Annotated in this window: 21 protein-coding genes; 8 read left to right on the top strand and 13 right to left on the bottom strand. The window is 48.3% G+C overall.

Annotated features, from left to right (window positions below; all coding sequences use genetic code 11):
- Nucleotides 1–158: 158 nt before the first annotated feature.
- From K2I50_RS03250 to bioB, 9 genes are all read right to left on the bottom strand, one after another.
- Nucleotides 159–1,040, bottom strand: coding sequence for an aldose 1-epimerase family protein (locus tag K2I50_RS03250; RefSeq protein ID WP_301024816.1), 882 nt, complete (start codon nt 1,038–1,040; stop codon nt 159–161).
- Between the two features lie 51 nt (nt 1,041–1,091).
- Nucleotides 1,092–2,330 (bottom strand): peptidase U32 family protein, encoded by a 1,239-nt coding sequence (locus K2I50_RS03245; protein WP_301024815.1) that lies wholly within the window; start codon nt 2,328–2,330, stop codon nt 1,092–1,094.
- Between the two features lie 8 nt (nt 2,331–2,338).
- On the bottom strand, nt 2,339–2,755 hold the full coding sequence (locus tag K2I50_RS03240; protein ID WP_301024814.1) for a 2-amino-4-hydroxy-6-hydroxymethyldihydropteridine diphosphokinase: 417 nt from the start codon (nt 2,753–2,755) through the stop codon (nt 2,339–2,341).
- On the bottom strand, nt 2,752–4,905 hold the full coding sequence (locus tag K2I50_RS03235) for a Tex family protein (protein WP_301024813.1): 2,154 nt from the start codon (nt 4,903–4,905) through the stop codon (nt 2,752–2,754). Before K2I50_RS03235 ends, K2I50_RS03240 begins: the two co-directional genes overlap by 4 nt.
- Nucleotides 4,906–4,942: 37 nt before the next feature.
- A complete protein-coding gene (locus tag K2I50_RS03230; protein ID WP_301024812.1) occupies nt 4,943–6,169 on the bottom strand; it encodes a metallophosphoesterase in 1,227 nt (408 codons plus the stop codon).
- Between the two features lie 65 nt (nt 6,170–6,234).
- Nucleotides 6,235–7,440, bottom strand: coding sequence for an acyltransferase (locus tag K2I50_RS03225; RefSeq protein ID WP_301024811.1), 1,206 nt, complete (start codon nt 7,438–7,440; stop codon nt 6,235–6,237).
- A gap of 95 nt (nt 7,441–7,535) precedes the next feature.
- Complete coding sequence (locus K2I50_RS03220; protein WP_301024810.1) at nt 7,536–8,633, bottom strand: RluA family pseudouridine synthase; 1,098 nt, start codon at nt 8,631–8,633, stop codon at nt 7,536–7,538.
- Between the two features lie 77 nt (nt 8,634–8,710).
- Nucleotides 8,711–9,361, bottom strand: a complete 651-nt coding sequence (locus tag K2I50_RS03215) for a PASTA domain-containing protein (protein ID WP_301024809.1) — start codon at nt 9,359–9,361, stop codon at nt 8,711–8,713.
- Nucleotides 9,362–9,489: 128 nt separating this feature from the next.
- A complete protein-coding gene (gene bioB, locus K2I50_RS03210) occupies nt 9,490–10,473 on the bottom strand; it encodes a biotin synthase BioB (RefSeq protein WP_301024808.1) in 984 nt (327 codons plus the stop codon).
- 172 nt (nt 10,474–10,645) lie between these two features.
- Between bioB and K2I50_RS03205 the strand changes: the two genes are divergently transcribed.
- Complete coding sequence (locus tag K2I50_RS03205) at nt 10,646–12,631, top strand: BACON domain-containing protein (RefSeq protein WP_301024807.1); 1,986 nt, start codon at nt 10,646–10,648, stop codon at nt 12,629–12,631.
- An 8-nt stretch (nt 12,632–12,639) separates the two neighbouring features.
- Nucleotides 12,640–14,535, top strand: coding sequence for a BACON domain-containing protein (locus K2I50_RS03200; RefSeq protein ID WP_301024806.1), 1,896 nt, complete (start codon nt 12,640–12,642; stop codon nt 14,533–14,535).
- A gap of 235 nt (nt 14,536–14,770) precedes the next feature.
- Here the strand turns inward: K2I50_RS03200 and K2I50_RS03195 are convergent, their stop codons facing one another.
- From K2I50_RS03195 to K2I50_RS03180, 4 genes are read right to left on the bottom strand one after another with little or no spacing between them, the layout of a single operon-like run.
- Nucleotides 14,771–15,646, bottom strand: a complete 876-nt coding sequence (locus K2I50_RS03195) for a DNA-methyltransferase (RefSeq protein WP_301024805.1) — start codon at nt 15,644–15,646, stop codon at nt 14,771–14,773.
- Nucleotides 15,646–16,347 carry a MutH/Sau3AI family endonuclease gene (locus tag K2I50_RS03190; RefSeq protein ID WP_301024804.1) on the bottom strand — a complete coding sequence of 234 codons (702 nt, stop codon included), beginning with the start codon at nt 16,345–16,347 and terminating at the stop codon, nt 15,646–15,648. The genes K2I50_RS03195 and K2I50_RS03190 overlap by 1 nt, the downstream gene beginning before the upstream one ends.
- Nucleotides 16,340–17,143 carry a type II restriction endonuclease gene (locus K2I50_RS03185; protein ID WP_301024803.1) on the bottom strand — a complete coding sequence of 268 codons (804 nt, stop codon included), beginning with the start codon at nt 17,141–17,143 and terminating at the stop codon, nt 16,340–16,342. Before K2I50_RS03185 ends, K2I50_RS03190 begins: the two co-directional genes overlap by 8 nt.
- A 27-nt stretch (nt 17,144–17,170) precedes the next feature.
- Nucleotides 17,171–18,103: a DNA adenine methylase gene (locus K2I50_RS03180; RefSeq protein ID WP_301024802.1), complete on the bottom strand. Its 933-nt coding sequence runs from the start codon at nt 18,101–18,103 to the stop codon at nt 17,171–17,173.
- Nucleotides 18,104–18,508: 405 nt separating this feature from the next.
- Between K2I50_RS03180 and rpsF the strand changes: the two genes are divergently transcribed.
- The 6 genes from rpsF to zapA all read left to right on the top strand — a co-directional run bounded on the left by rpsF (nt 18,509) and on the right by zapA (nt 21,926).
- A complete protein-coding gene (gene rpsF, locus K2I50_RS03175) occupies nt 18,509–18,880 on the top strand; it encodes a 30S ribosomal protein S6 (RefSeq protein ID WP_068961323.1) in 372 nt (123 codons plus the stop codon).
- Nucleotides 18,881–18,883: 3 nt separating this feature from the next.
- Nucleotides 18,884–19,153 (top strand): 30S ribosomal protein S18, encoded by a 270-nt coding sequence (gene rpsR / locus K2I50_RS03170; protein WP_068961324.1) that lies wholly within the window; start codon nt 18,884–18,886, stop codon nt 19,151–19,153.
- Nucleotides 19,154–19,179: 26 nt separating this feature from the next.
- Nucleotides 19,180–19,638, top strand: coding sequence for a 50S ribosomal protein L9 (rplI, locus tag K2I50_RS03165; protein ID WP_301024801.1), 459 nt, complete (start codon nt 19,180–19,182; stop codon nt 19,636–19,638).
- Between the two features lie 144 nt (nt 19,639–19,782).
- Nucleotides 19,783–21,195, top strand: a complete 1,413-nt coding sequence (cls, locus tag K2I50_RS03160; protein ID WP_301024800.1) for a cardiolipin synthase — start codon at nt 19,783–19,785, stop codon at nt 21,193–21,195.
- Nucleotides 21,196–21,331: 136 nt separating this feature from the next.
- Nucleotides 21,332–21,625, top strand: a complete 294-nt coding sequence (locus K2I50_RS03155) for a DUF3450 domain-containing protein (protein WP_301024799.1) — start codon at nt 21,332–21,334, stop codon at nt 21,623–21,625.
- Nucleotides 21,626–21,629: 4 nt separating this feature from the next.
- Nucleotides 21,630–21,926, top strand: coding sequence for a cell division protein ZapA (zapA, locus tag K2I50_RS03150; protein WP_301024798.1), 297 nt, complete (start codon nt 21,630–21,632; stop codon nt 21,924–21,926).
- Nucleotides 21,927–21,965: the final 39 nt, after the last annotated feature.

Here is a 21,965-nt window from a genome sequence, read left to right as displayed (position 1 = left end):
TCCTTCGTCACATGTCGAAAATCGTCTCAAGCTATACGACCCTGGCGGCAACATTTATTATTAAACAAGCTCTTAGAGCTTGTTTGTTGGGATAAATACAAAGTTACTGTTTTTCGCCTAATTTCCAAGAGCGGCAAATACAGTCAAGCACTCTTCTGTCAGAAGTTATCGAAAATGACCATATAAGAGGCAGAGAAAGTTTCTCCCGGAGCAATTTTGTTTACATAGTCGCGGTCGGAAAAATCGCCGGAGAATCCTACTCGGTCACATCTGCCCCACCACGGCTCGATACATACGAAAGGAGCCTTGGCCGATGGAGACCATAGGCCGACAAGAGGCGCCTGAAACAGTACCGAAATATATGGTGCACGGTTCTTGTCAAGCATCGACACTCTGTGTACCTGATGGTCGCCCAACACTATGGCATCGTTGCAGAATGTGTCGTTCACTACCGGAAGCATTGCGTCATCGTCAAGTACGACAGTCTCGGTAGCGCTCCCTACACATCCTTTCTCTTCAATCACCTGCTTCTCGAGCGTACGGCTGTCAAAACTAAAATAGCCATGTACATCGTCAGCGGCATTGAAGTCGGGATAGTTGAAAGCAGGATGCGCTCCTATCTGGAAACACATCTCCTTGTCGTCGAGGTTTATGACGCGCCACATAACGGTAAGCCTCGCTTCCTGCAGGCGGTATCCAATCTCCAGACGGAAACGACGGGGATACAGCGCCAGGGTGCTGTCATCGGATTCGAGCGAAAACCAAGCCTCATCGTCAGGAGTATCGGTCATGATTTCAAACTCTCTGTCGCGTGCGAATCCATGCTGACCAAGCCTGAACTCATTGCCGTCCATACGGTAGCATCCGTCCCATACCGACCCTACTATCGGGAAAAGCACAGGAGAGCGGCGCCCCCAGAATGCCTTGTCGCCATGCCAAAGATACTGCCAGCCGGTACGGTTGTTTGCTATTTCCTGTAGCTCGGCGCCGAATGTATCGATTGTCACCGTAAGCAGGTCGTTGGATAAAGTCTGTTTCATCTATGTATCGAATATTACGTTTTCGCAAATATAACTAATTTCCACCGAAATCTATGCCTCTTGCCAACGGTAAAGTCTGTCGGACGGGCGTACCTTTGCCGGAACCGGAATGGAGAAGCTATCACCCTTGACGGCCTTTTCTACCGGCTTGAGGTTGACTCTTATCTCCTCTACCTTGATAATCATGGCCCCGGTAGTCGGACCGGTAATGACAATCTCGTCGCCTACATGCAGCTCGCCGGCCTCCATCAGAAACTCGGCAACACCCAGTTTGGAGAAATAACGTATCCCCTTGGCCGCATATATCTTTGTGCGTGTGGCCGAGGAGCCATACTTCGATGACCACTCGCCAAGACGCTGTCCGAGGTAATAGCCATTCCAGAATCCGCGGTTGAAGATGCGTCCGAGACGCTCGTCCCATCCGGCCACAAGTTCGTCGGAGTAGGTTCCGTCGGCTATCGCTCTCAAAGCCTCATCGTAACATTCTACAGCAATCTTCACATACTCAGGGCCACGAGCGCGCCCCTCTATCTTGAACACACTTACTCCGGCATCAATCATCTTGTTGAGGAAGTGGATTGTCTTCAAGTCCTTAGGCGACATTATGTACTTGTTGTCGACCTCGAGTTCGTCGCCGGTCTCCCGGTCGCGCACCGTATATCCACGACGGCATATCTGGGTGCATGCACCACGATTGGCACTTGAGTTCATTTCATGAAGGCTCAGATAGCACTTGCCGCTGACGGCCATGCAGAGGGCTCCGTGGCAGAACATCTCAATCTTCACCAATTCGCCCTTGGGTCCACGGATATCATCGTCAACAATCGCCTTGTGTATTGCCGCTACCTGCTCCATATTCAGTTCGCGCGCAAGCACCACTACATCGGCCCACTGTGAATAGAAGCGTACAGCCTCGATGTTTGATATATTGCACTGTGTGGAGATATGCACCTCGACACCAACTGAGCGCGCATAGACTATAGCCGCTATATCGCTTGCTATAATCGCTGTAATCCCGGCGTCGCGCGCGGCGTCGATTACCTCATGACAACGCTCTATGTCAGAGTCATATATTATAGTATTGACTGTAAGATAAGTCTTTACGCCATGCTCTGCACAGAGTGCGGCAATAGAGCGCAAATCGTCAAGAGTAAAGTTTATTGAAGAGCGCGAACGCATGTTGAGTCCGGCTATGCCGAAATACACGGCATCGGCACCGGCGTCAATTGCGGCATGCAGCGACTCGTAACTCCCCACAGGAGCCATTATTTCAAAATCCTTGCGATTCATGATGATGATTATTTCTTCATTGATACCAGTTGTTTGACCACCATATCGTAGCCTTCCGAGAAATATGGACGCAGAAACTCGGCCTCGCGGCATACCTCCCCTCTCCAGACCACTATATCGAGGTCGATAGGCACTATGCCGCTTGTCTTGTCGGACGGGACTCTCCCACAACGGCGCTCATAAAGTTTCAGTGAGGCGTTGACATCGTCAAAACCGACATGCGGAGCTATACCGACAGCGGCTACGGCATTGAGATACTCAGGAAATCTGCCGCTCCACTCGGGTGTGGAGTAAACGGGCGAGAAGACAGCCGGATAAAATGTGCGGCCAAGCCAGCCGATTGCCTCGGCTACCTTTTCAGCACGGTCGGGACTATTGGAGCCAACGCCCACTATACACATAGTATCGGGAAGGTCAACTCTCATGCCTGCGGCAGTTGCGAAACGTCTTTCATAGTAAGGGCAATGCGTCCGCGCATATAATCCACATCCATGACGCGCACCCGTACTTTCTGATTCATCTGCACCACCTCAAGAGGCGACGACACAAAGCGGTCGGCAAGCTGCGAAATGTGTATGAGTCCATTCTCGTGAATACCCAAATCGACAAAACAGCCGAAAGCGGTTATATTGTTGACCACACCCTGCAGCTCCATGCCGGCATGCAGGTCGCGGATATCATGGATACCTGTATCAAACTCGACCGGCTCCTCATCTACGGCACGAGGGTCACGTCCCGGCTTCTCAAGCTCGAGCACGATGTCGGTAAGGGTCGGAAGTCCGACATCCTTGGTCACATATGGCGACAAATCCAGGCTCTGGAGTGTCTTGGGGTCCTTTACAAGAGCGTCGACCGTAGTGCCACGGTCGGAAGCTATAGCCTCGACAAGGTCGTAGCGCTCGGGGTGCACCCCTGTATTGTCAAGTATATTGTGTGCGCCCGGAATACGTAGGAATCCGGCACACTGCTGAAATGCTTTCTCCCCCATGCGCGACACATTGAGCAACTCACGGCGTGATGTAAAATCACCGTTCTCCGCACGATAGCTCACAATATTTGCAGCCAGTGTCGGACCGATACCGCTGACGTAGCTCAGCAACTCGCGTGAAGCGGTGTTGACATTGACGCCGACAGCGTTCACACAGCTGCCTACTGTAAAGTCGAGCGCGTCGCGCAACTTTGTCTGATCCACATCATGCTGGTACTGCCCTACTCCTATATGTTTCGGTTCAATCTTCACCAGCTCGGCCATAGGGTCAATCAGACGGCGGCCAAGAGATATGGCGCCGCGGTCGAGGTCCTTAAGGTCGGGGAATTCGCGCACCCCCACTTCGGAAGTTGAGTAAATCGACGCCCCGCTCTCGTTTACTATATAAATACGCACAGGGCGCGGATAACGCAACTGGTTCAGGAAATTTTCAGTCTCGCGCGATGCAGTGCCGTTGCCGAGAGCAATGACATCGACTTCAAAACGGTCGATAATCGAGCAAACCTTAAATGCCGCTCCATGAAAATCATTGACCGGGGCATTCGGAAATATCTGGTCGGTATACAGCACATTGCCCTGGGAATCGAGAGCGGCAATCTTACATCCGTTCTTAAAGCCGGGGTCTACAGCAAGCACCCTTTTACCAACAAGCGGCGAGGCCATCAGCACCTGACGTACATTGTCGGCGAATATCGCGATTGCACTATCGTCGGCCTTACCCTTGGCGGCATTCATAATCTCAGTCTCAATCGAGGGCTTTATCAGTCGGCGGTATGAGTCGCGGACAGTAGAACGGATTACGGCAGCCACTTCGTCAGAGGCTGTCGAGCGCAGGAACATACGTGTAAGACGCTCGATCATCTCATCGTCGTCAATCGATACGTTCACCTTCAATATACCCTCTTTCTGTCCGCGGAGCACAGCAAGCAGGCGGTGTGATGTGCACATACGCAGCGGAGAGGTATAATCGAAATAATTCTCGTAGGTACGACCATCTTCTTCCTTACCGGATATCACCTTTGAGGTAATCACAGCATTGCGCATATAGCGGGCACGCACAATCGAGCGCGCTTTCTCACTATCGCTTATCCACTCGGCTATGATATCAGAAGCACCGTCTACAGCAGCTGCGGCATCGGCCACATCTCCTTTGACGAATTTTTTCACAGCCTTGTCGAGCGAATCAAGATTCTGCGACATAATCATACGTGCCAGAGGCTCAAGGCCTTTTTCGGCTGCAATCATAGCCCGAGTGCGCCGTTTGGGGCGGAAAGGCATGTAAATATCTTCGAGAGTGGAGGCTTCACGAGTCTCCTCAATGCGTTTGCGTAAATCGTCAGTAAGTTTTCCCTGTTCCTCCATTGAGGCCAATATCGCTTCCTTACGCTTTTCGAGAGCTTCGAGAGAGCGGTAACGGCGCTCGATATTGTGTATAGCGTTTTCATCAAGCGCCCCGGTAGCTTCTTTGCGGTAACGGCTGATAAAAGGTATGGTAGCTCCGTCTTCGAGCAATTTTACGGTGGCATTGACCGATTTGCGCGGGATGCTCAGTTCCTCGGCAATGATAGATACAAACTCGCTGTTCATCGATTATGTAAGAGTCTGAGAATAAGATGCTATATTGTTATTTTATTATTGTCTGCGATTGTGAGGCCGACTCTGCCGGGCAGCGTCGTAAAGTTATGAGGGTAATTTCAGGAGTGGCTCCGATACGCATCGGAAGAGCCACGGCACCCACTCCGATGTTGACATACAGCATATGGCTTCCATCGGAATCGGAATATAAACCGCCCCATGTAGGATAGCGATATTTTGCAGGCGACCACCCGGCCACTTCAATCTGCATGGCATGGGTATGGCCGGAAAGCGACAGCGGAATCTCAACCGAGTCATGCGAGGCCACCTCTTCCACCCAGTGAGCCGGATTGTGGGTAAGCAATATCTTGAATGTCGAATCGCCAAGAGCCGGATATGCTTTTCCGAGATTACCGTATACGCTAAAGGGCGGGTCCCCCCAGTTTTCCACACCTACCACAGCTATCGAATCGCCGCCACGCTTCAGTATCTCTGAAGAGTTAAGCAACAGATTCCAACCCATATCGGCCTGCAATGCATGCATCCGGCTGAGGTTATCGGCTTTGGCTTCGGCTGACGGCCATTCGCTGTAATCGCCATAATCATGATTGCCAAGTATGGATATAACGCCGTGGGGAGCAGAGAGCCGGCTCAAAGTGGTGACAAAAGGTGGCAGCTCATCGGTACGGCGGTTTACTATATCACCGGTAAAGAATATCACGTCAGGATTCAGACTGTTGATTGTGTTGACGACGTCTGACACAAATGTAGTGTCAGAACCATAGGTACCGACATGAAAATCAGAGAACTGTACCATACGGTATCCGTCGAAAGCCTCCGGAAGCCCGTCAAAACACAGAGTGACTTCTTTTATCTGGCAACTTGTGCGATTTACCAAAGCTCCCCACCACATTACAACAAATGTGACAGCAGCAGCAACGGCACCTGTGAGCAGCAATGGACGTGATATATGCCTCTTCCACAGCATCGGCGCCATAGCCGCCAGGCTTACAAGCGCAAATACCAGCTTAGGTACATAGATAGTGAAATAGCTGTAGAGCATCCACATGTCGGCCAACAGCAACGCATCTCCTCCACGCCTTCGCGGAAGAGCTACAATCACCACAGCGTAAAGTATCAGCAGCAACGACGTGACCGCATATGCCTTTGTGACATTACGGTTGCGCAACACACGACGCAACACACTCCATATATATCCGTCGACCAAAAGGTTGAAAGCGATAAGAATTATCATCGGTAATATAGGGAGTCGCATCGTGGAATAACAATATGATAGTTAGACGGAGAGAATCGTTTCAGTATAGCCGAGACAAAGAAGCATTATATAGTGGCAGATTCTGAATCGAGACACACATCGTTGGCGATAATACTGTTCTTCAACGGATTGGCATACATAGTAAGCATCATCTCATAAAGGAACTGGGTATCAGCCTCCGACAAATCGGGGATATCTACTTTCAATATCTGGGCATGCAGATAATTATTGAAATCGACAACTTCCTCCCGGGTATATCGGTCGGACCACTTGTCGGTGTTGTACAGTTGGTCGAACGCTATATAGTTGATGGGGAAGATTTTGTAGCCTGAATGTATGTCACAGTCGATTATACGGCATACATCGCGGGCTACGGCAGTCTTGTCGAGCGAGCGGTCCATGCGCGACAATTCGTCATTCACAGGATTGCCCACTTCGAAATGCACACGTCCCTTCGGCTGGAGCAGTCCGGTCTCCATGGCGAAAAGGTCGTCGCGCTGAGTCTTTTTGAAGTCAGGGTCATTGCGACGGAGCAGAAACTCGCGTGCTTTCAGATAGTCATTGGGGTCATATTCATAAGAGATACTTACAGGCAACAGGTTTATTTCCTCAAGATTGCCTACAAAGTCATTGTTGCCGGCCAGACCGAGCATTTTAATCAGACTGTCCTGAGCCATGTCGCTCGAATCCTTGCTGCGTCCTTGCCGCTCGGCAATCCATACCGACTGATTTTTGCCGGTAATGGCATAATGTATATATGCCGACAGCTGCTGTGCGGCCTCAAGGGCTTTTACTCGCGGAAGGTCACGCTTCACGATAAAACTCTTGTTCAGGCGCACGAGGTCGTTGATCCATGCATATATAAGCAGGTTGTCGCCTATAGCTACCTCGGTAGTAGGATAGCCGGCGCGCAGGAAACAGAGATTAAGAAACGATGTATCCAGTACGATATCCCTGTGATTGGTTATAAATGTATAGGCCTTTGACTTGTCGATTTTGTCAAGCCCTGATATTGTGATTCCTGAGGTTGTCTTGGATGCGAGCATCTCAAGGAATGGCCACATGATTTTGCGTTGGAAAGTAGTCTTGTCCTTTACTTCAAGCAATCCATTGCAGAAATCATTGAAATCAATTTTAGGGAGCACCCACTTCACAGCATGCTCAAATCCGGGCTCCTTAACCAGCCCGGCCATTTTTTCATGGAATATATCGTCGGAGTACGGTGCAATTTCGTCAAACTGCCTGGTATCCATTGTCAATTCATCTGCCATAATCTTAGTCTACTGAAAAGTTATGATTATCAAAGGTAGCAAATATCACTTATTATCCTTATATAAGTTCTTATATATTAACTACATTTAGCAATTTACACACTTAATCCGCCGGCATAATCGGCCCAACGTTTTATCAGTGCCTCCATATCGGCAGGCAGCGGAGCCGAAAAAAACATCTCTTGTCCGGTGCGCGGATGTACGAATCCGAGAGTACGCGCATGCAGGGCCTGCCTTGGACATACCTCACGGCAATGCGCCACAAACTGACGGTAGCTGCCGCTTCCGACACCCCGCAACACTGCATCGCCTCCATATCGCGCATCATTGAACAGCGGATGTCCGATATGCTTCATATGCACACGTATCTGATGGGTGCGGCCCGTCTCGAGGACACACTTCACCACACTCACATAGGCCAGAGTCTGTTGGGTATAATAATGCGTCACTGCATGCTTGCCCTGGTCGCCATCGGGAAATACCGCCATCTGCAGACGGTCTTTCGGATTGCGTCCTATATTACCCTCGATACGTCCGTCAGCCGGATCGGGAGCACCCCATACCACGGCCACATACTCGCGCTTGGTAGTCTTCTCAAAAAACTGGCGCCCGAGAGCGGTCTTGGCGTCAGGGGTCTTGGCAACTACGAGCAAACCTGACGTATCCTTGTCGATACGGTGTACAAGCCCCATGCGCGGGTCGTTGACATCATAATCAGGAGTATTGCGGAAATGCCATGCAAGCGCGTTGACAAGAGTGCCGTGGTAATTGCCGTGACCGGGGTGTACGACGAGTCCGGCAGGCTTGTTCACCACCAGCAGGTCGTCATCCTCATAGACAATATCAAGCGGAATATCTTCGGCTATAATCTCAAACTCGTAGCGGGGACGGTCCATGACCACCTGTACCACATCCAGAGACTTTACCCTGTAGTTGCTCTTTACCGGCTTGCCGTTGACAAGAATACATCCGGCTTCGGCTGCCTGCTGCACACGGTTGCGGGACGATTTCTGCAGACGGGCCACCAGAAATTTATCGACACGCAACAATTCCTGACCTTTGTCAGCAACAAAACGGAAATGTTCGTAAAGCTCGCCGCCGTCGTCATCCCCGTCTACGGCAGAATCTTCCCGGACTACATCGTCGGGGACATAGTCGGCAATAGTCTTGTCTATATCTTCTGTAGAAATCATAGGGATAATTTATGGATACACATCCATTGAGTCGATTAGCAGATTGAAGGCAATATCAGAAACATCCTCGGTAATACCTATTCGAGATTCAGCACAGTCGCCTCGTGGTCACTCTCTATAGCCTCGAGCGTGTCGATACTGTCAACATCAAGGCTGAGTCCCTCTCCGACTTCGATAGTTATTGTGGCGGAAGTAGGAACTCTCGCACCAGGCTGTACAGATACACCGTTGAATTTTACACCAAGCACAAGGTCCTTGTACTCGCTCGGCACGAGCACCTCGCGTATATTGCGGATACCGGCGCCCTCAAGTGTGGAACGAGCCTGGCGCAGTGACATATCCGTAACTGCCGGCAATGATATCATTTTGGGAGAAAAGGCCGTAACAGTAAGATACACCGTACGGTGAGGTTTCACTTTAGTGCGAGCTCTCGGCGACTGCTCGAGCACAGTGCCCGGAGCGGTAGTCATATCATATATCGAGTCGGAAAGTTCAGGCTTAAGCCCGACACTCTCAAGAGCCTTTACGGCCTGGTCGTACGACAGGCCCTTCATATCCGGCACTACCTCATACGAGCCATGATCGGTCCATATATCAAGACTAATCAGCGCCATCCATATGACACCGAAGCCGACAAGCATTATCAGCAGGAAATTAAACAATATCGGGTGGCGCTTCATGAAGCTCATGCTCCGGCGCAGGGTATTTGGTTTCTGTGATTCTTCCACTGGGAGGGGATTTTCGTCCTGGAGAGTGTATGCGCAGAGAGAAATTCCCCGCGCTGGGATGAGAATTTGGGTGCAAATTTACGCAAAAACTCCCTTTAATCCTTATTTTAAAGTTAAAATTCCGTAATTCAGGCCTCCAAAGGCGCTTCCCGGTAGCCGGATTCTGCAAAAAGGCGTTTGTCGTCTTCCACAGTGTTGCCTACCGTCGTGAGCATGTCGCCCATCAACACACCGTTTACGCCGCCAAGCAGCATACGCCGCATAGTGTCGTGGCTGAGGCGCATTCGCCCACCGGCAAAACGCAGTATGCACCGCGGAGCAATCATGCGGAACAACGCAGCCGTGCGCACTATCTCTTCTTCGGAAATCAGAGGTGTCGACTCCAGCGGAGTGCCGGGAATCGGATTCAATATATTAATAGGTATAGATACGGCTCCGGCATCGCGGGCCTCGGCGGCAAGTTCGAGACGCTGACGCATGGTCTCTCCCATGCCTATTATCCCGCCACAGCACACCTCCATACCCACACTGCGGGCCAATGCGATTGTGCGCAGTTTGTCAGCATGTGTGTGGGTGGTGCATAGCGAGGGGAAATATGACGCTGATGTCTCAAGATTACAGTGGTAGCGCTTTACACCCGCCTCTTTCAGGCGGCGAAGCTCGTCAAGCCCCAGCAATCCCATCGAGGCACACAGATAGAGCGGCGTCTCGGCCCCTATCCTGCGGTATATACGGCAGAAGTTCTCGATATCGGCCGGAGCAACCTTGCGCCCCGATGTCACAAGCGAAAAGCGTCGTATGCCATGCATAGTATTCATGCGTGCGGCATCAAGGGCCTGCTCCTCCCGGATAATATCATACTCAGACACTCCCGTGTGATGATGGCGCGACTGGGCACACCATTTACAATCTTCGGAACAACGTCCGGAGCGGGCATTGACTATAGAGCATGTATCTATTTCATCATTATGCCAGCGGCGGCGCACCTTGTCGGCGGCATCCGCCAGTTCATCGGCTGAGTATCTGTCGTTTAGTTCAACAGCCTCATCTACAGTAATTCCATTGCCGTTGTCAAGCACTTCCGACAGTCGGGCAGCTAAAAAATCTGACATATTATGCTGTATAATAATTTCATTAGGCAAATTTACAAATTTCCGATAAAACATGTTGCATAACACATTTAGAATACAGTAAATCCAACATTCAACCGGTGTAATAATTTAAGCACAATGCACCTGCTGCCTGCTTTATCACATAATCACGAAATAAAATCATATTCCAACCATGAAGTGCAACATTCTATTCGCCATGATGCTCATATCGGGCGGCTTATACGCATGCTCGTCCGACGACATACGGGATGCAAATGCCATCGGTGAAATCACAGCCGATATTACCGACATATCAGTACCGTCCGACGGTGGCACATACATAATAAATTTAGGAGTAAAAGGCAAAGGAAACACCTGGAAATCCATAGTGCCATCCGACCCGTGGATGACTATGACGCCAACCGGCGGATACCACAAGAGCGGACATTACCGCCTGTCGGTGGAGGTCTCACCCAATTCCGGCAAAGACAATCGACAAGGTGAGATATGCATATATACCACATCCTCCCATCTTAAGATAAACGTACAACAGTCGGCAACTACGCGCGACGGATGCTGCGGGCTATCGGATAAAGAAGTCTTCTTCTCCGCTACTGAATGTCGCTACCATGACATAACCGTATCACCTTATGAAGATATCGACATGACAACCTCAGGCGCCGAATGGCTACAGATAGCCGGAGTGCCTGAGGGAGGCATGACGGCCAGCAAGGAATTCACAATATCGATAGCTCCCGACGGACCATACCCAACCGGCCGCTCGGCATTAATCTCGTTTGTCGGCAAAGAGTCGGGACAGACATCCATAATCGAAGTAAAACACGCCGGTCATGACTGTCAACCGGCATTCCCTTCGCGATGGTATTACACCAACAGTGAAGCCGCATCCTGCGGATGGTTAATCTCCGGTGCAGCCGAAGCCAATTACGACACCGGCTCACAACGGTCTTTTGTATCGGCGGTAGGTGTCAACAATCTAAAGTTAAACCGTTCAATCTCCACCGCATACAAAAACTCCATTGCAGTGTCGGGACTTTATACCGGCGATTACCTGCTGTTCTCCATACCATCAGGCAAACTTGAGGCAGGCACATCGGTCGATTTCATGCTTACAATATCGTCAGCCGACAACAGTGCCCCCAAATATTGGATCTGCGAGATTTATGATGGAGGCCAATGGAGATGCCCGGATCAAAGCACATTGTCGACAAATGACGACGGCGTAAAATATTCATTTTACACAAAGCATTTCAGTTCATATCAACACACATCATTCACACAGAGTTTCACACTCGACAATACGTTAACCGACGGCATGGTAAGAGTACGTTGCCGAGTAGTAGGCGAACGCAACGGACTCGACGCAAAATTGTCGCCAACCAACAGCGGTGAAATCTATATGCCCTCCCATGAGTTCCATTTCTGCACAGCAACAGCCTATCCTGGTATTGCCCGAAAGGATATAAAAAAAGTGGCGATACTCGGCAACTCATTCACCCATTACTTTGCCTCGGCATTCCTGCTCAAAGAGATTGCCCGTTCGCAGGGACACCAGCTCGACATCAGGATTAACGCGAAAGGCTCACAATACCTAAGCAACCATATGGAATTAGAACTCTCGCGCGACATAACTGACCGCAGCGGCTACGACTACATAATCCTTCAAGAACAGTCGACTCGCTATTCCGACTATGCCAATAATCCGCAGGAAACTACACTGTCCGACTGCAAGGCTCTCACAGCCAGATTCCGCAACGGCTCGCCGACATCGAAAATCATCCTTGAAAACACATGGGCTTTCCCTAAAAGCAACTGGAATAACTTCGGTTCATCGTCGGAATTTGAAAAGCACCTGCTCAACGGCACTCTGGCTATAGCGAAAGCCGATAATAATGTCGACTGGGTATCTCCCATAGGTGTCGCATTCGACAAGGCCGTCGCCGCAGGTATGTCCGATCTGTTCTATACCGACTCAAAACACCCCAACCGCAACGGCGCATATCTCAAATCATGTGTCAACTACCTTGTGATTTTCGGAGAAAAATTTGACAAAAATGTTTCCGACGGTGGCTGCGACCCGACAGTGGCAGCACGCCTGCGTGCATTTGCCGAAGAAACTGTACTCGGGCACGAGTCCGACTATATGATTACCCGTTAATACCTTTAATGATGAAAAGAAAACATTTCCTTATCGCAGCATTGTCTGTAATGGCGGGCTTGTTGGGAACTTCTTGCAGCGACAATATCGACGACAATACACTCCCGGCAACCTTGGAAGCAATCGCCTCGGGCGGCAACCGATTTACCGGAGAGGGTGGAACGCTCGAAATACTGATATACTCCGACGTGGAGTACGAAGTGAAGTGCGATGCCGACTGGATAAGCCGAATCATATCACGATCCACGCCTGTAAACAACCTCGAGCGCTTTGATATCAGGCCATATCCCATCGCAGCCGACATGACTCCACGCACAGCCGACATAACAATATCATACCCCGGCACCGAGCAAATAGTCTACACCATCGAACAGACGCCGGCCGACATTTTCCGATTCAATATCGAAAATGTGTCAGCGACCTACATCCCTTCAGCAGGCGGTACACTTACCATAACCATTAACACAAATCTCGACTACAGCGTAAACACCTCGGATCAGTCATGGATATCACTTATGCCCAACGGTCCATATCATATGCCAGCATTCACGATTGCAGAGAACAAGGATACTGAGGCCCGAAGCGGAAAAATCATATTCTCCACAGCCGAACTGGGAGAAACAACCGTGGAATTCACTCAAGCCCCTTTCATAATGGATAAAGGAATATCAACCCCCGACCAACTCATGGACTTCGCGGCAGCCGTCAATTCAGGAAGCACACTCGAACCATGGCTCAACGATGACCAAGAGGTTGTACTGCTTGCCGATATCGACATGACCGGCAGACAATGGACGCCGGCAGGCAATCTGCGCGGATCGACAATCACCAACGGCGCCACTACACTCGGCAACGACGGTCATGCATTCTGCGGGATATTCAACGGAAACGGCCACACGATACGCAACCTCACCATGTCGACTGATTCTGAGCAATGCTACGGACTGTTCGGCGTACTGTCATCAGCTACCGTGAAGAACCTTGTGATTGACACAAGCTGCACCATGCAGATTGTCAACGAAGGCATGGATGCAGGATCGGCCTACGGGTTTATCGCCGGACTGGCATTCCAATCGACAATCTACAACGTCACCGTTGAGGGTACAGTGCTTGAGTCAGTCATCAATAAAGGAGCCCGGAAAGCAATGGGTACAATTGCGGGGATTGCAGGGTACGCATACTCTTCGACAATCAGCGACTGCCGCTTCTCCGGTATCATACGACAAGTTAAGTCTGATATGTATGACAACTCTCTCGGCTCCGGAGTAGCCGGAATAATCGGATTTTCCAGAGCTACATCATCACAACCGCTCGTAATAGAAAACTGTGTGAACTCGGGCTATATATATGCAGAGGCCAACCGTGTGGCCGGAATTCTCGGCTCTACATCGGGCAACTTCACACTTCGCAACTGTGAGAATTCAGGCATCGTACATGCCGGAGCAGCAGAAGCCGCCAAAGCAGGATGGAACGCGGGATTGCGCGTCGGCGGCATTCTCGGCTTTTCCTCTAACACCAAGGCTTCCAACAAGTGTCTTATCGAGAGTTGCACTAACTCTGGCACTGTAGTCTGCGACGCCGATGCAAAGACTCAGACAGGAGGCATACTCGGTCTTGTCAGAAATCTCACTCTGAATGATGTAAGCAACACCGGATGTGTCATTGCCAACTCAGGAAGTATCGCCGGACTCATATGCGGACAGTTGCAATGTGCCGACAAGCCTACTGTCATTTCTGCCAACGTATCAGGACGCTTCGCACACTCTTACACCGGCAGCGAAAATGGTATCAATCCGCAAAATCCAGTGGAAATCACGGCCGACAACTATTTCATTTATGCTGCCGGCAATATCACAGGCTCCAATTCTGGAATATGGGACACCTCCAATGTCAAGTTCAGATAAAAGCCGGCTTATGTTTCATCACAACAATTTATAAGACGATTGTAAAAGCATGATAAAAAAGAGTTCGAGAATGTTTGGATTTGACTTATGTTAAGATTTAGAGAGGATTTCCGAGAATATTCTGAGATTGAATGAAGGAATTATGGGATTCCATTAATGACTGAATGAAAGCTCGAAACAGACCGGAAATCCTCTCTAAAGACTTCATAAAGTTAAACCCAAACATTCTCTATATTTAAAATGGCAAATCAATGCCATAATATGCATGAGGCTCTTCTACAATATCCAATGATGGAATAAATGCAAAATCAGATATCTTTTTATTCTTGTATAATTCTCTAATACATACGTTATCTAACTCTTTTCTACGTCTAAATGAAAGATTTGAAAACTCCAATTCTTTCTCAATACCAAGAAAACGACGACTACAAAGACTGGCAGCTATGCCAGTTGTGGATGAGCCTGCAAAAGGGTCAAGAATCCAATCGTGTTTATTCGTGCTTGCGAGAATTATACGAGTAAGAAGAGGCAACGGTTTCTGTGTAGGATGTTTTCCGCATGACTTTTCCCATCGACCGATGGCAGGAAGCCGCCACACATCAGTCATTTGCTTGCCATTATTAATGGCCTTCATTAATCTATAATTATATTTATGAGGCACCTTCGGATATTTACGTGCCCATATAATAAATTCCGTAGAGTAGGTAAAGAAACGACATGATATATTTGGAGGTGGATTTGTCTTTGCCCAAGTAATTACATTCAGAATCTTATAACCGAGTTCGGTTAGAATGTTCGCTATTGAAAAGATATTATGATGAGTCCCGGAAATCCAGATTGTCCCATTGTCTTTAAGTTTATCCCTGCATAAATACAACCATTTGCGATTAAATTCCATAATCAATTCGGGAGAGCCACCCTTGTCCCAATCTCCTTTATCTACACATACTACCTTTCCAGCCTGATAGCTTATGCCTCCATTGGAGAGAAAATATGGTGGATCTGCGAAGATCATATCAAACTTAAAATCAAAACGAGGGAGCACATCAAAGCAATCACCATTAATAATGGTGAAGTCTCGATTGTCTGATTTATAGAATGATTTTATCATCACTTAATAGCTGATAAATCCAGATTTGGAATTATTTGTGTATTGGTATAATTTTTCTTGTAGTAGAACGCTCTTCTTCGAGCACGTGTTATTCCACCCTTTCCATCAGGGGCATCCGTTTTATCTTGGTTGTTTGCGCCTTTAGTTTTTGGCTCAAGATAGACTCCCATACTACATGAAAGTTTGTCTGCATCACCGCGCTTGATGTATGATTGAATTTCCTCCCAATCTGTTTTGAAGACTCCGTTTTGTACATCGGAAGGATGATCAAGGAAATAATCAACAATTACATAATCATCTTGTTGTTTAGGTTTGCCATCCACCTTTGCAAGATAAACTACCCAAAATGTTAAATTAATTTTACTTCTAATTTTGGCAGTTTCCCATGTCTCTTTGGCCACCTCACAATAATTAATCATCTGAATTGCAGTTGGTTCTTTCGCCTTGATAGAACCGTCCTTATTCTTTTGTAATGGTAGGATCTTGATCTCACAGCCAATTTGGGGCAAATCGGCTTCATCCCTATTGTTATTTTCTATGCCCAGTAAGTTTTCGACAATTAACCCAGATGCGCCCTTTTTCATCCGGCACTTATCACCAATAAAGAGAGCATCTTTTATCTGTCTTATGGTTTTACCTTTTGCGTTGGTGACAATATTAAAAAGAGGAGTAAGTACCTCTATTACTTTACTGCTAATCATTCTTCAGCATAGATATAAGTTCCTGAATGTTTGTGAGATTATATACGCTGGGAATGTGAGCAAATGCCTCTTCGAGTTTGTTACGGGCAGATTCCCAACCTATGCCATCGGTTATCCAGACGAACTCGAACCCCGGAACAGCATTAATCTTTGGGGCAAGCTCTGAATAAGAACGTGCCACTTCGTTGAGTTTAGAGCCACCTCCGGTATAGAAGTTGGCTTCGATGAGATAAGTCTTTTGAGGTGTGCGGATAACAAAATCAAATCGCTTCTTATCAGCGCCTAAGGCCTTGACAATCTCAGGAAACTCAGTGTAATATACCTCTTGCTCGAATTCAATACCGTTAAGTGTCAGGATATTTGCAACGAGCCCCTCCATTATATGACCTCCACGATTCTTACGTGCATTGGAATCGAGGCCGACCTCCACACCGAAGACATAATCCACAAGATTTTTGATCTGCTTATTCTGGAAGACTTTTGTGAGTCCGGTTTCGTTAAGAAACTCTGTAACCTGTTCCGGGGACTTAAAGTAATCACTGACCAAATGGATATTACCATAAGCATCAATGGATTTCTTCCTATCTTTTGTTCTGACAGCAATAAGCACGTCTAATACAGAGAACACTTTTGAGTTCTCATTCCATAGACGTTTAACCGCAGCAGCCATATCCTCTTGCCCAATAAGATAGTTGAGCTGATTCAGCTTTATAGATATTGCCTCGACATTGGCTGCGACCTTCGGAAAATCCACATAATCCTTGAGGGAGAAATGGGTTTCTTTCAGTGGTTTCATGAAGTCGTTAAATCGGTCTGCCATAACTTATATGTTGAAGAGATTTGCAGGATTACCCTGATAGTTTTCGTAGTTTCTAATTAATAACTCGGTTAGAGTTCCTCGTTTAGAAGCATTGGCATTTATGCATCTTTTAGCATATACCCTTTCTATGAAGAAGTCCTCATATAACTTGTCAAAAAAATCGTCTTCAGCATTACGACCTCTACAATCAGAGTTGCTAAGCATAGCATAACATCCTCCAACTGTAATATCTGCATAAAAATCCTTCAGCCTTATCTGCTCATTATCATCAAACGATTCTTTTACATAGGAATTGAAACTTGATGTTGTATCGAGAGGACGATACGGAGGATCAAAATAAAAAAAAGTGTATTCCTGTATGTGTTCGGCTGTATGAGAATAGTCTCCATTCAATATCTCGACCCTCTGCAAAAGTTCACTGTCTGCAAGAATCAGATCCTCGTCGCAAATTGTCGGATTAGAGTACCTTCCGAAAGGCACATTAAATCCTCCTTTAGAATTTTCCCGATACAAACCATTGAAACAAGTTCGGTTAAGGAAAATCATATATGATGCCTCTTCAACATCTGTCAAATGGTGTTGATTGAATCGGTTTCTAATCTCAAGGTAAAACTCCTTTTGTTTATCATAGTCCCCTAATATCCTAAATTTAGCTTGAAATTCATTTAAGGCATCAATTAGCGAATAAGGTTCATCCCTAATCACTTTATATGTTTTTATAAGATGAGGATTAATATCATTGATTACCGCGCGCTTTATATTAGTGTATTTTTGTAGCATATAAAACAGCATAGCACCCCCACCTACAAACGGCTCAATGTAGGTCACATCATCCTCGCCACGGAATGTATCCGGCAAAAATGAATCAATAGTAGGGAGCAATTGAGTCTTGCCTCCCGCCCATTTCAGAAAGGGCTTAGCCTTTGTTTTTTTCACAGTTTGCACTATCATTTAGTTACAAGCTAATAAACAAAAACTCCGTCAACAGCTATCTGAAGGCTGGCCAAACCTGTAACTACTGCTCTGGAACTTAACACATATTGATTTGATGGCATTTATGCATTTTATTATATTGACCATGTTCAGATATTATATGTTAATTATACAAAGATACACAGAATTTCCGACATAACAATCAAATACAAAATAAACGTGTAAGCTATCATACCCAGCCAGTAGTGAATACCACGAGGAGAGAGTTTAATACAGCAAGAGCAGAGCGCTTAAAATGCACCTAATTAAAAATTTACCAAAAGTTTTAGATGGGAAGTTTTGCCGCATCCGGAAATTTTCATACCTTTGCAGTCGTTTTTCCGACACATTATTTAATAATTCACAATCATGAATCATTACGAAACCGTTTTCATTTTAACTCCCGTTTTGTCTGATGCTCAGATGAAGGAAGCGGTAGACAAGGTAAAGGACGTGATCACAAGCGCCAACGGTACCATTGTCAACGAAGAGAACTGGGGCCTGCGCAAGCTCGCCTACCCCATTCAGAAGAAGTCGACCGGCTTCTACACCCTCATCGAGTTCGACGCCGAACCCACTACCATCAAGAAGCTCGAGACACAGTTCCGCCGCGACGAGCGCATGCTCCGCTGGCTCACATTCCGCCTCGACAAGTATGCAGCAGAGTACGCAGCTAAGCGCCGCTCGCTCCGCAGCGCCAAGACCAACGCAACAGAAACCGTAGAAGCAAAGGAGGACTAAACAATGGCACAAGCACAATCAGAAATCCGCTACCTCACTCCCCTGTCGGTAGACGTAAAGAAGAAAAAATATTGCCGTTTCAAACGCAGCGGCATCAAGTATATTGACTACAAGGATCCCGAATTCCTCAAGAAGTTCCTCAACGAGCAGGGCAAACTCCTTCCCCGCCGTATCACAGGTACTTCCCTCAAGTTCCAGCGCCGCGTAGCCCAGGCCGTAAAGCGTGCCCGTCATCTGGCTCTGCTCCCCTACGTTACCGACCTGATGAAATAATCCTCACCCAAGTAGCAATATCACATATGAAAATCATATTAAAAGAAGACATCGCTAACCTTGGATACAAGGATGATGTCGTAGAAGTAAAGAACGGCTACGGCCGCAATTACCTCATCCCCCAGGGAAAGGCTGTCATCGCCACTGAGAGCGCCCTCAAGGTTCTCGCCGAGAACCAGCGCCAGCGCGCCCACAAGCTCGCTCAGATCAAGGCCGACGCCGAAGCTGCTGCCGCAGCTCTCCAGGGCGTAGAGCTCCTCACCATCGCAGCCAAGACCGGTGCCAACGACACCATCTACGGCTCTGTAGGCGCTCTCCAGATTGCCGAAGCCCTCGCTAAGCTCGGACACAACGTTGACCGCAAGATTATCGTTGTAAAAGACGCCGTAAAGACCCTCGGAAAGTACACCTGCACTGTAAAGCTCCACAAGGAAGTAAGTGTAGAGATTCCTTTCGAAGTCGTTGCCGAAACAGCAGAAGCATAACGGAATCCTCCGCATATGATATAAAGGCCATAGCCAGCGCTATGGCCTTTATGCATTTTTTAACACTTCACAGCAATCTCCTCTCCTCAAAATTCGTTACCTTGTGGCCGTCAAACCAAAACACTACAATACCCGCTTCCGAGGATGGCCTGGTACTACATAGTCCTTATTGCAGCATATGCCGGTACAATAGTCAGCCTTATAGCTGTCGTACTCTCTGAAAACCGCAATCCCGTAAAATCTCTCGCATGGATTACGGTGTTGCTGATGGTGCCCGTATTCGGAGTCGTGCTGTACATATTCTTCGGGCGCTCTCTGAAGAACACGCGTATGATTACAAGGCGCAACCGCCGTCGCCTGCGCCGCCAGGAATCATACCCCCCTGTCGACATACAGTCGCTCCCGCTCACTCCGGAAAGCCACCAGCAGATACGCATGGCCCAGACCCTACAGGGTGCGATATATTATCCGGGCAACAAAATAGACATCTTCACCGACGGCCGCACCAAATTCGACTCCCTTCTCGCCGACATCGATGCCGCACGCAGCTACGTGCTGATGGAATACTACATAATCAAAGACGACACCATCGGCACTACCGTAGCCGCCGCCCTGATGCGCAAGGCCCGCGAGGGTGTGAAAGTACGCCTCATCTACGACCATATCGGCTCACTCCATACCCCCAACCGATTCTTCCGTCAGATGCAGGACGCAGGCGTCGAAGTCCACCCATTCTTTAGAGTAACATTCCCACATTTTGCCACACGAGTCAACTGGCGCAACCACCGAAAGCTCGCCGTAATCGACGGGCTGATAGGATATGTAGGCGGCATGAATATCGCCGACCGCTATATCGACGGGCCCGGACAGGGCATCTGGCGCGACACACATCTGCGCGTCGAGGGCCCGGCAGTCGGAGCGCTTCAATACGCAGTGGCGGTCGACTGGTCGTTCATGGGCCAACCGCTCATTCTCGACACCCCGTCGACACGACAGGAACACCACAAAGGAGCAGGCATACAGCTGCTGACATCCGGACCGACAAGCCACTGGAGCAACATCGCCATGCTCTTTCACAAAGCCATAGCCAACGCCCGTCGCAGAGTGTATATACAGACGCCATACTTCCTGCCCACCGACTCACTGCTGAGGGCACTGCAGGCCGCAGCACTTGCAAAAGTCGATGTACGCATAATGATTCCGGCAAAAAGCGATTCCACGATACTTACATACGCGTCATTCTCATACGTGCAGGAATGTCTGCGCTCGGGAGTAAAGGTATACCTCTACAATGCCGGAATGCTTCATGCCAAGACCGTCATTATCGACGACGAATTCACATCAGTCGGATCGGCCAACTTCGACTTCCGCAGCTTCGAGCACAACTTCGAAAGCAACGTCATGGTATATTCCCAGGAAATCAATGCGGAGATGACACGCATATTTTTCGAAGACATAGCCCTGTCAGAGCGTGTCCATCCTGGCACATGGCAAAAACGTCCGAAAGCCCAGAAAGCCAAAGAATCCATGGTAAGGCTCCTGAGTCCTATACTCTGACATATCATTATGTATGAACGTATATACAATGCCACCATCCGTTATTATAATTTTTCTCACTCCACAAGCGCGCTTTTTGCCAACAGAATGTTGCATATCGGAATTTTTATTGTAAATTTGTGGAAATTTGGATTAAATGGCAACCGATTTGCAAGAGAGGCTTGAGCGCGTATCACGTAAGACACTGGGGCTTACCGACCGCTACAACGCACTGCTCAGCGAAAAGAGGGCTGCCGACGCTCGTATCGCGGAACTACAGTCGACTGTCAGAGAGCTACGCCAACAAGTCGAGACTCTTACACGGCAGATTGACTACCTGACGGTAGTGACTACGGCTATACCTTCGCGGTCCGATGTCGAGCGTAGCCGTGCTGTGATATCCAGATTGGTGCGGGAAATCGATAAGTGCATCTCCGACTTATCCGACTGATGCAATGAAAGATAAACTGAATATTACAATAAAAGTGGCCAACCAGCGCCCCCTGCGCATGGCTGTGTCGCTCGGCGAAGAAGAAGAAGAGGTAAGACAAGCCGAATATTTTGTCAACCATGTATGGGCAAAATGGATGGACGATAAGGCCGCCGACCAGTCTGACTCCGATGTGCTCGCAATGACAGCAATCTACTTTGCCCGACTTTACATACAGGAGTATCGCAAGAATGAAGAGGTGGAACGCCACCTCGCCTCCTTTGAGGAAACACTCGACAAAATACTCCTCGACATAAAATAATCAGCCTATCGGCCAAAGAATCATAGCTCCGATATGCAC

Origin of the sequence: Muribaculum sp. (genome assembly GCF_029051885.1) — a bacterium.
Taxonomy (GTDB): Bacteria; Bacteroidota; Bacteroidia; order Bacteroidales; family Muribaculaceae; genus Muribaculum.
This window is presented reverse-complemented; position numbering and strand designations above follow the sequence as displayed.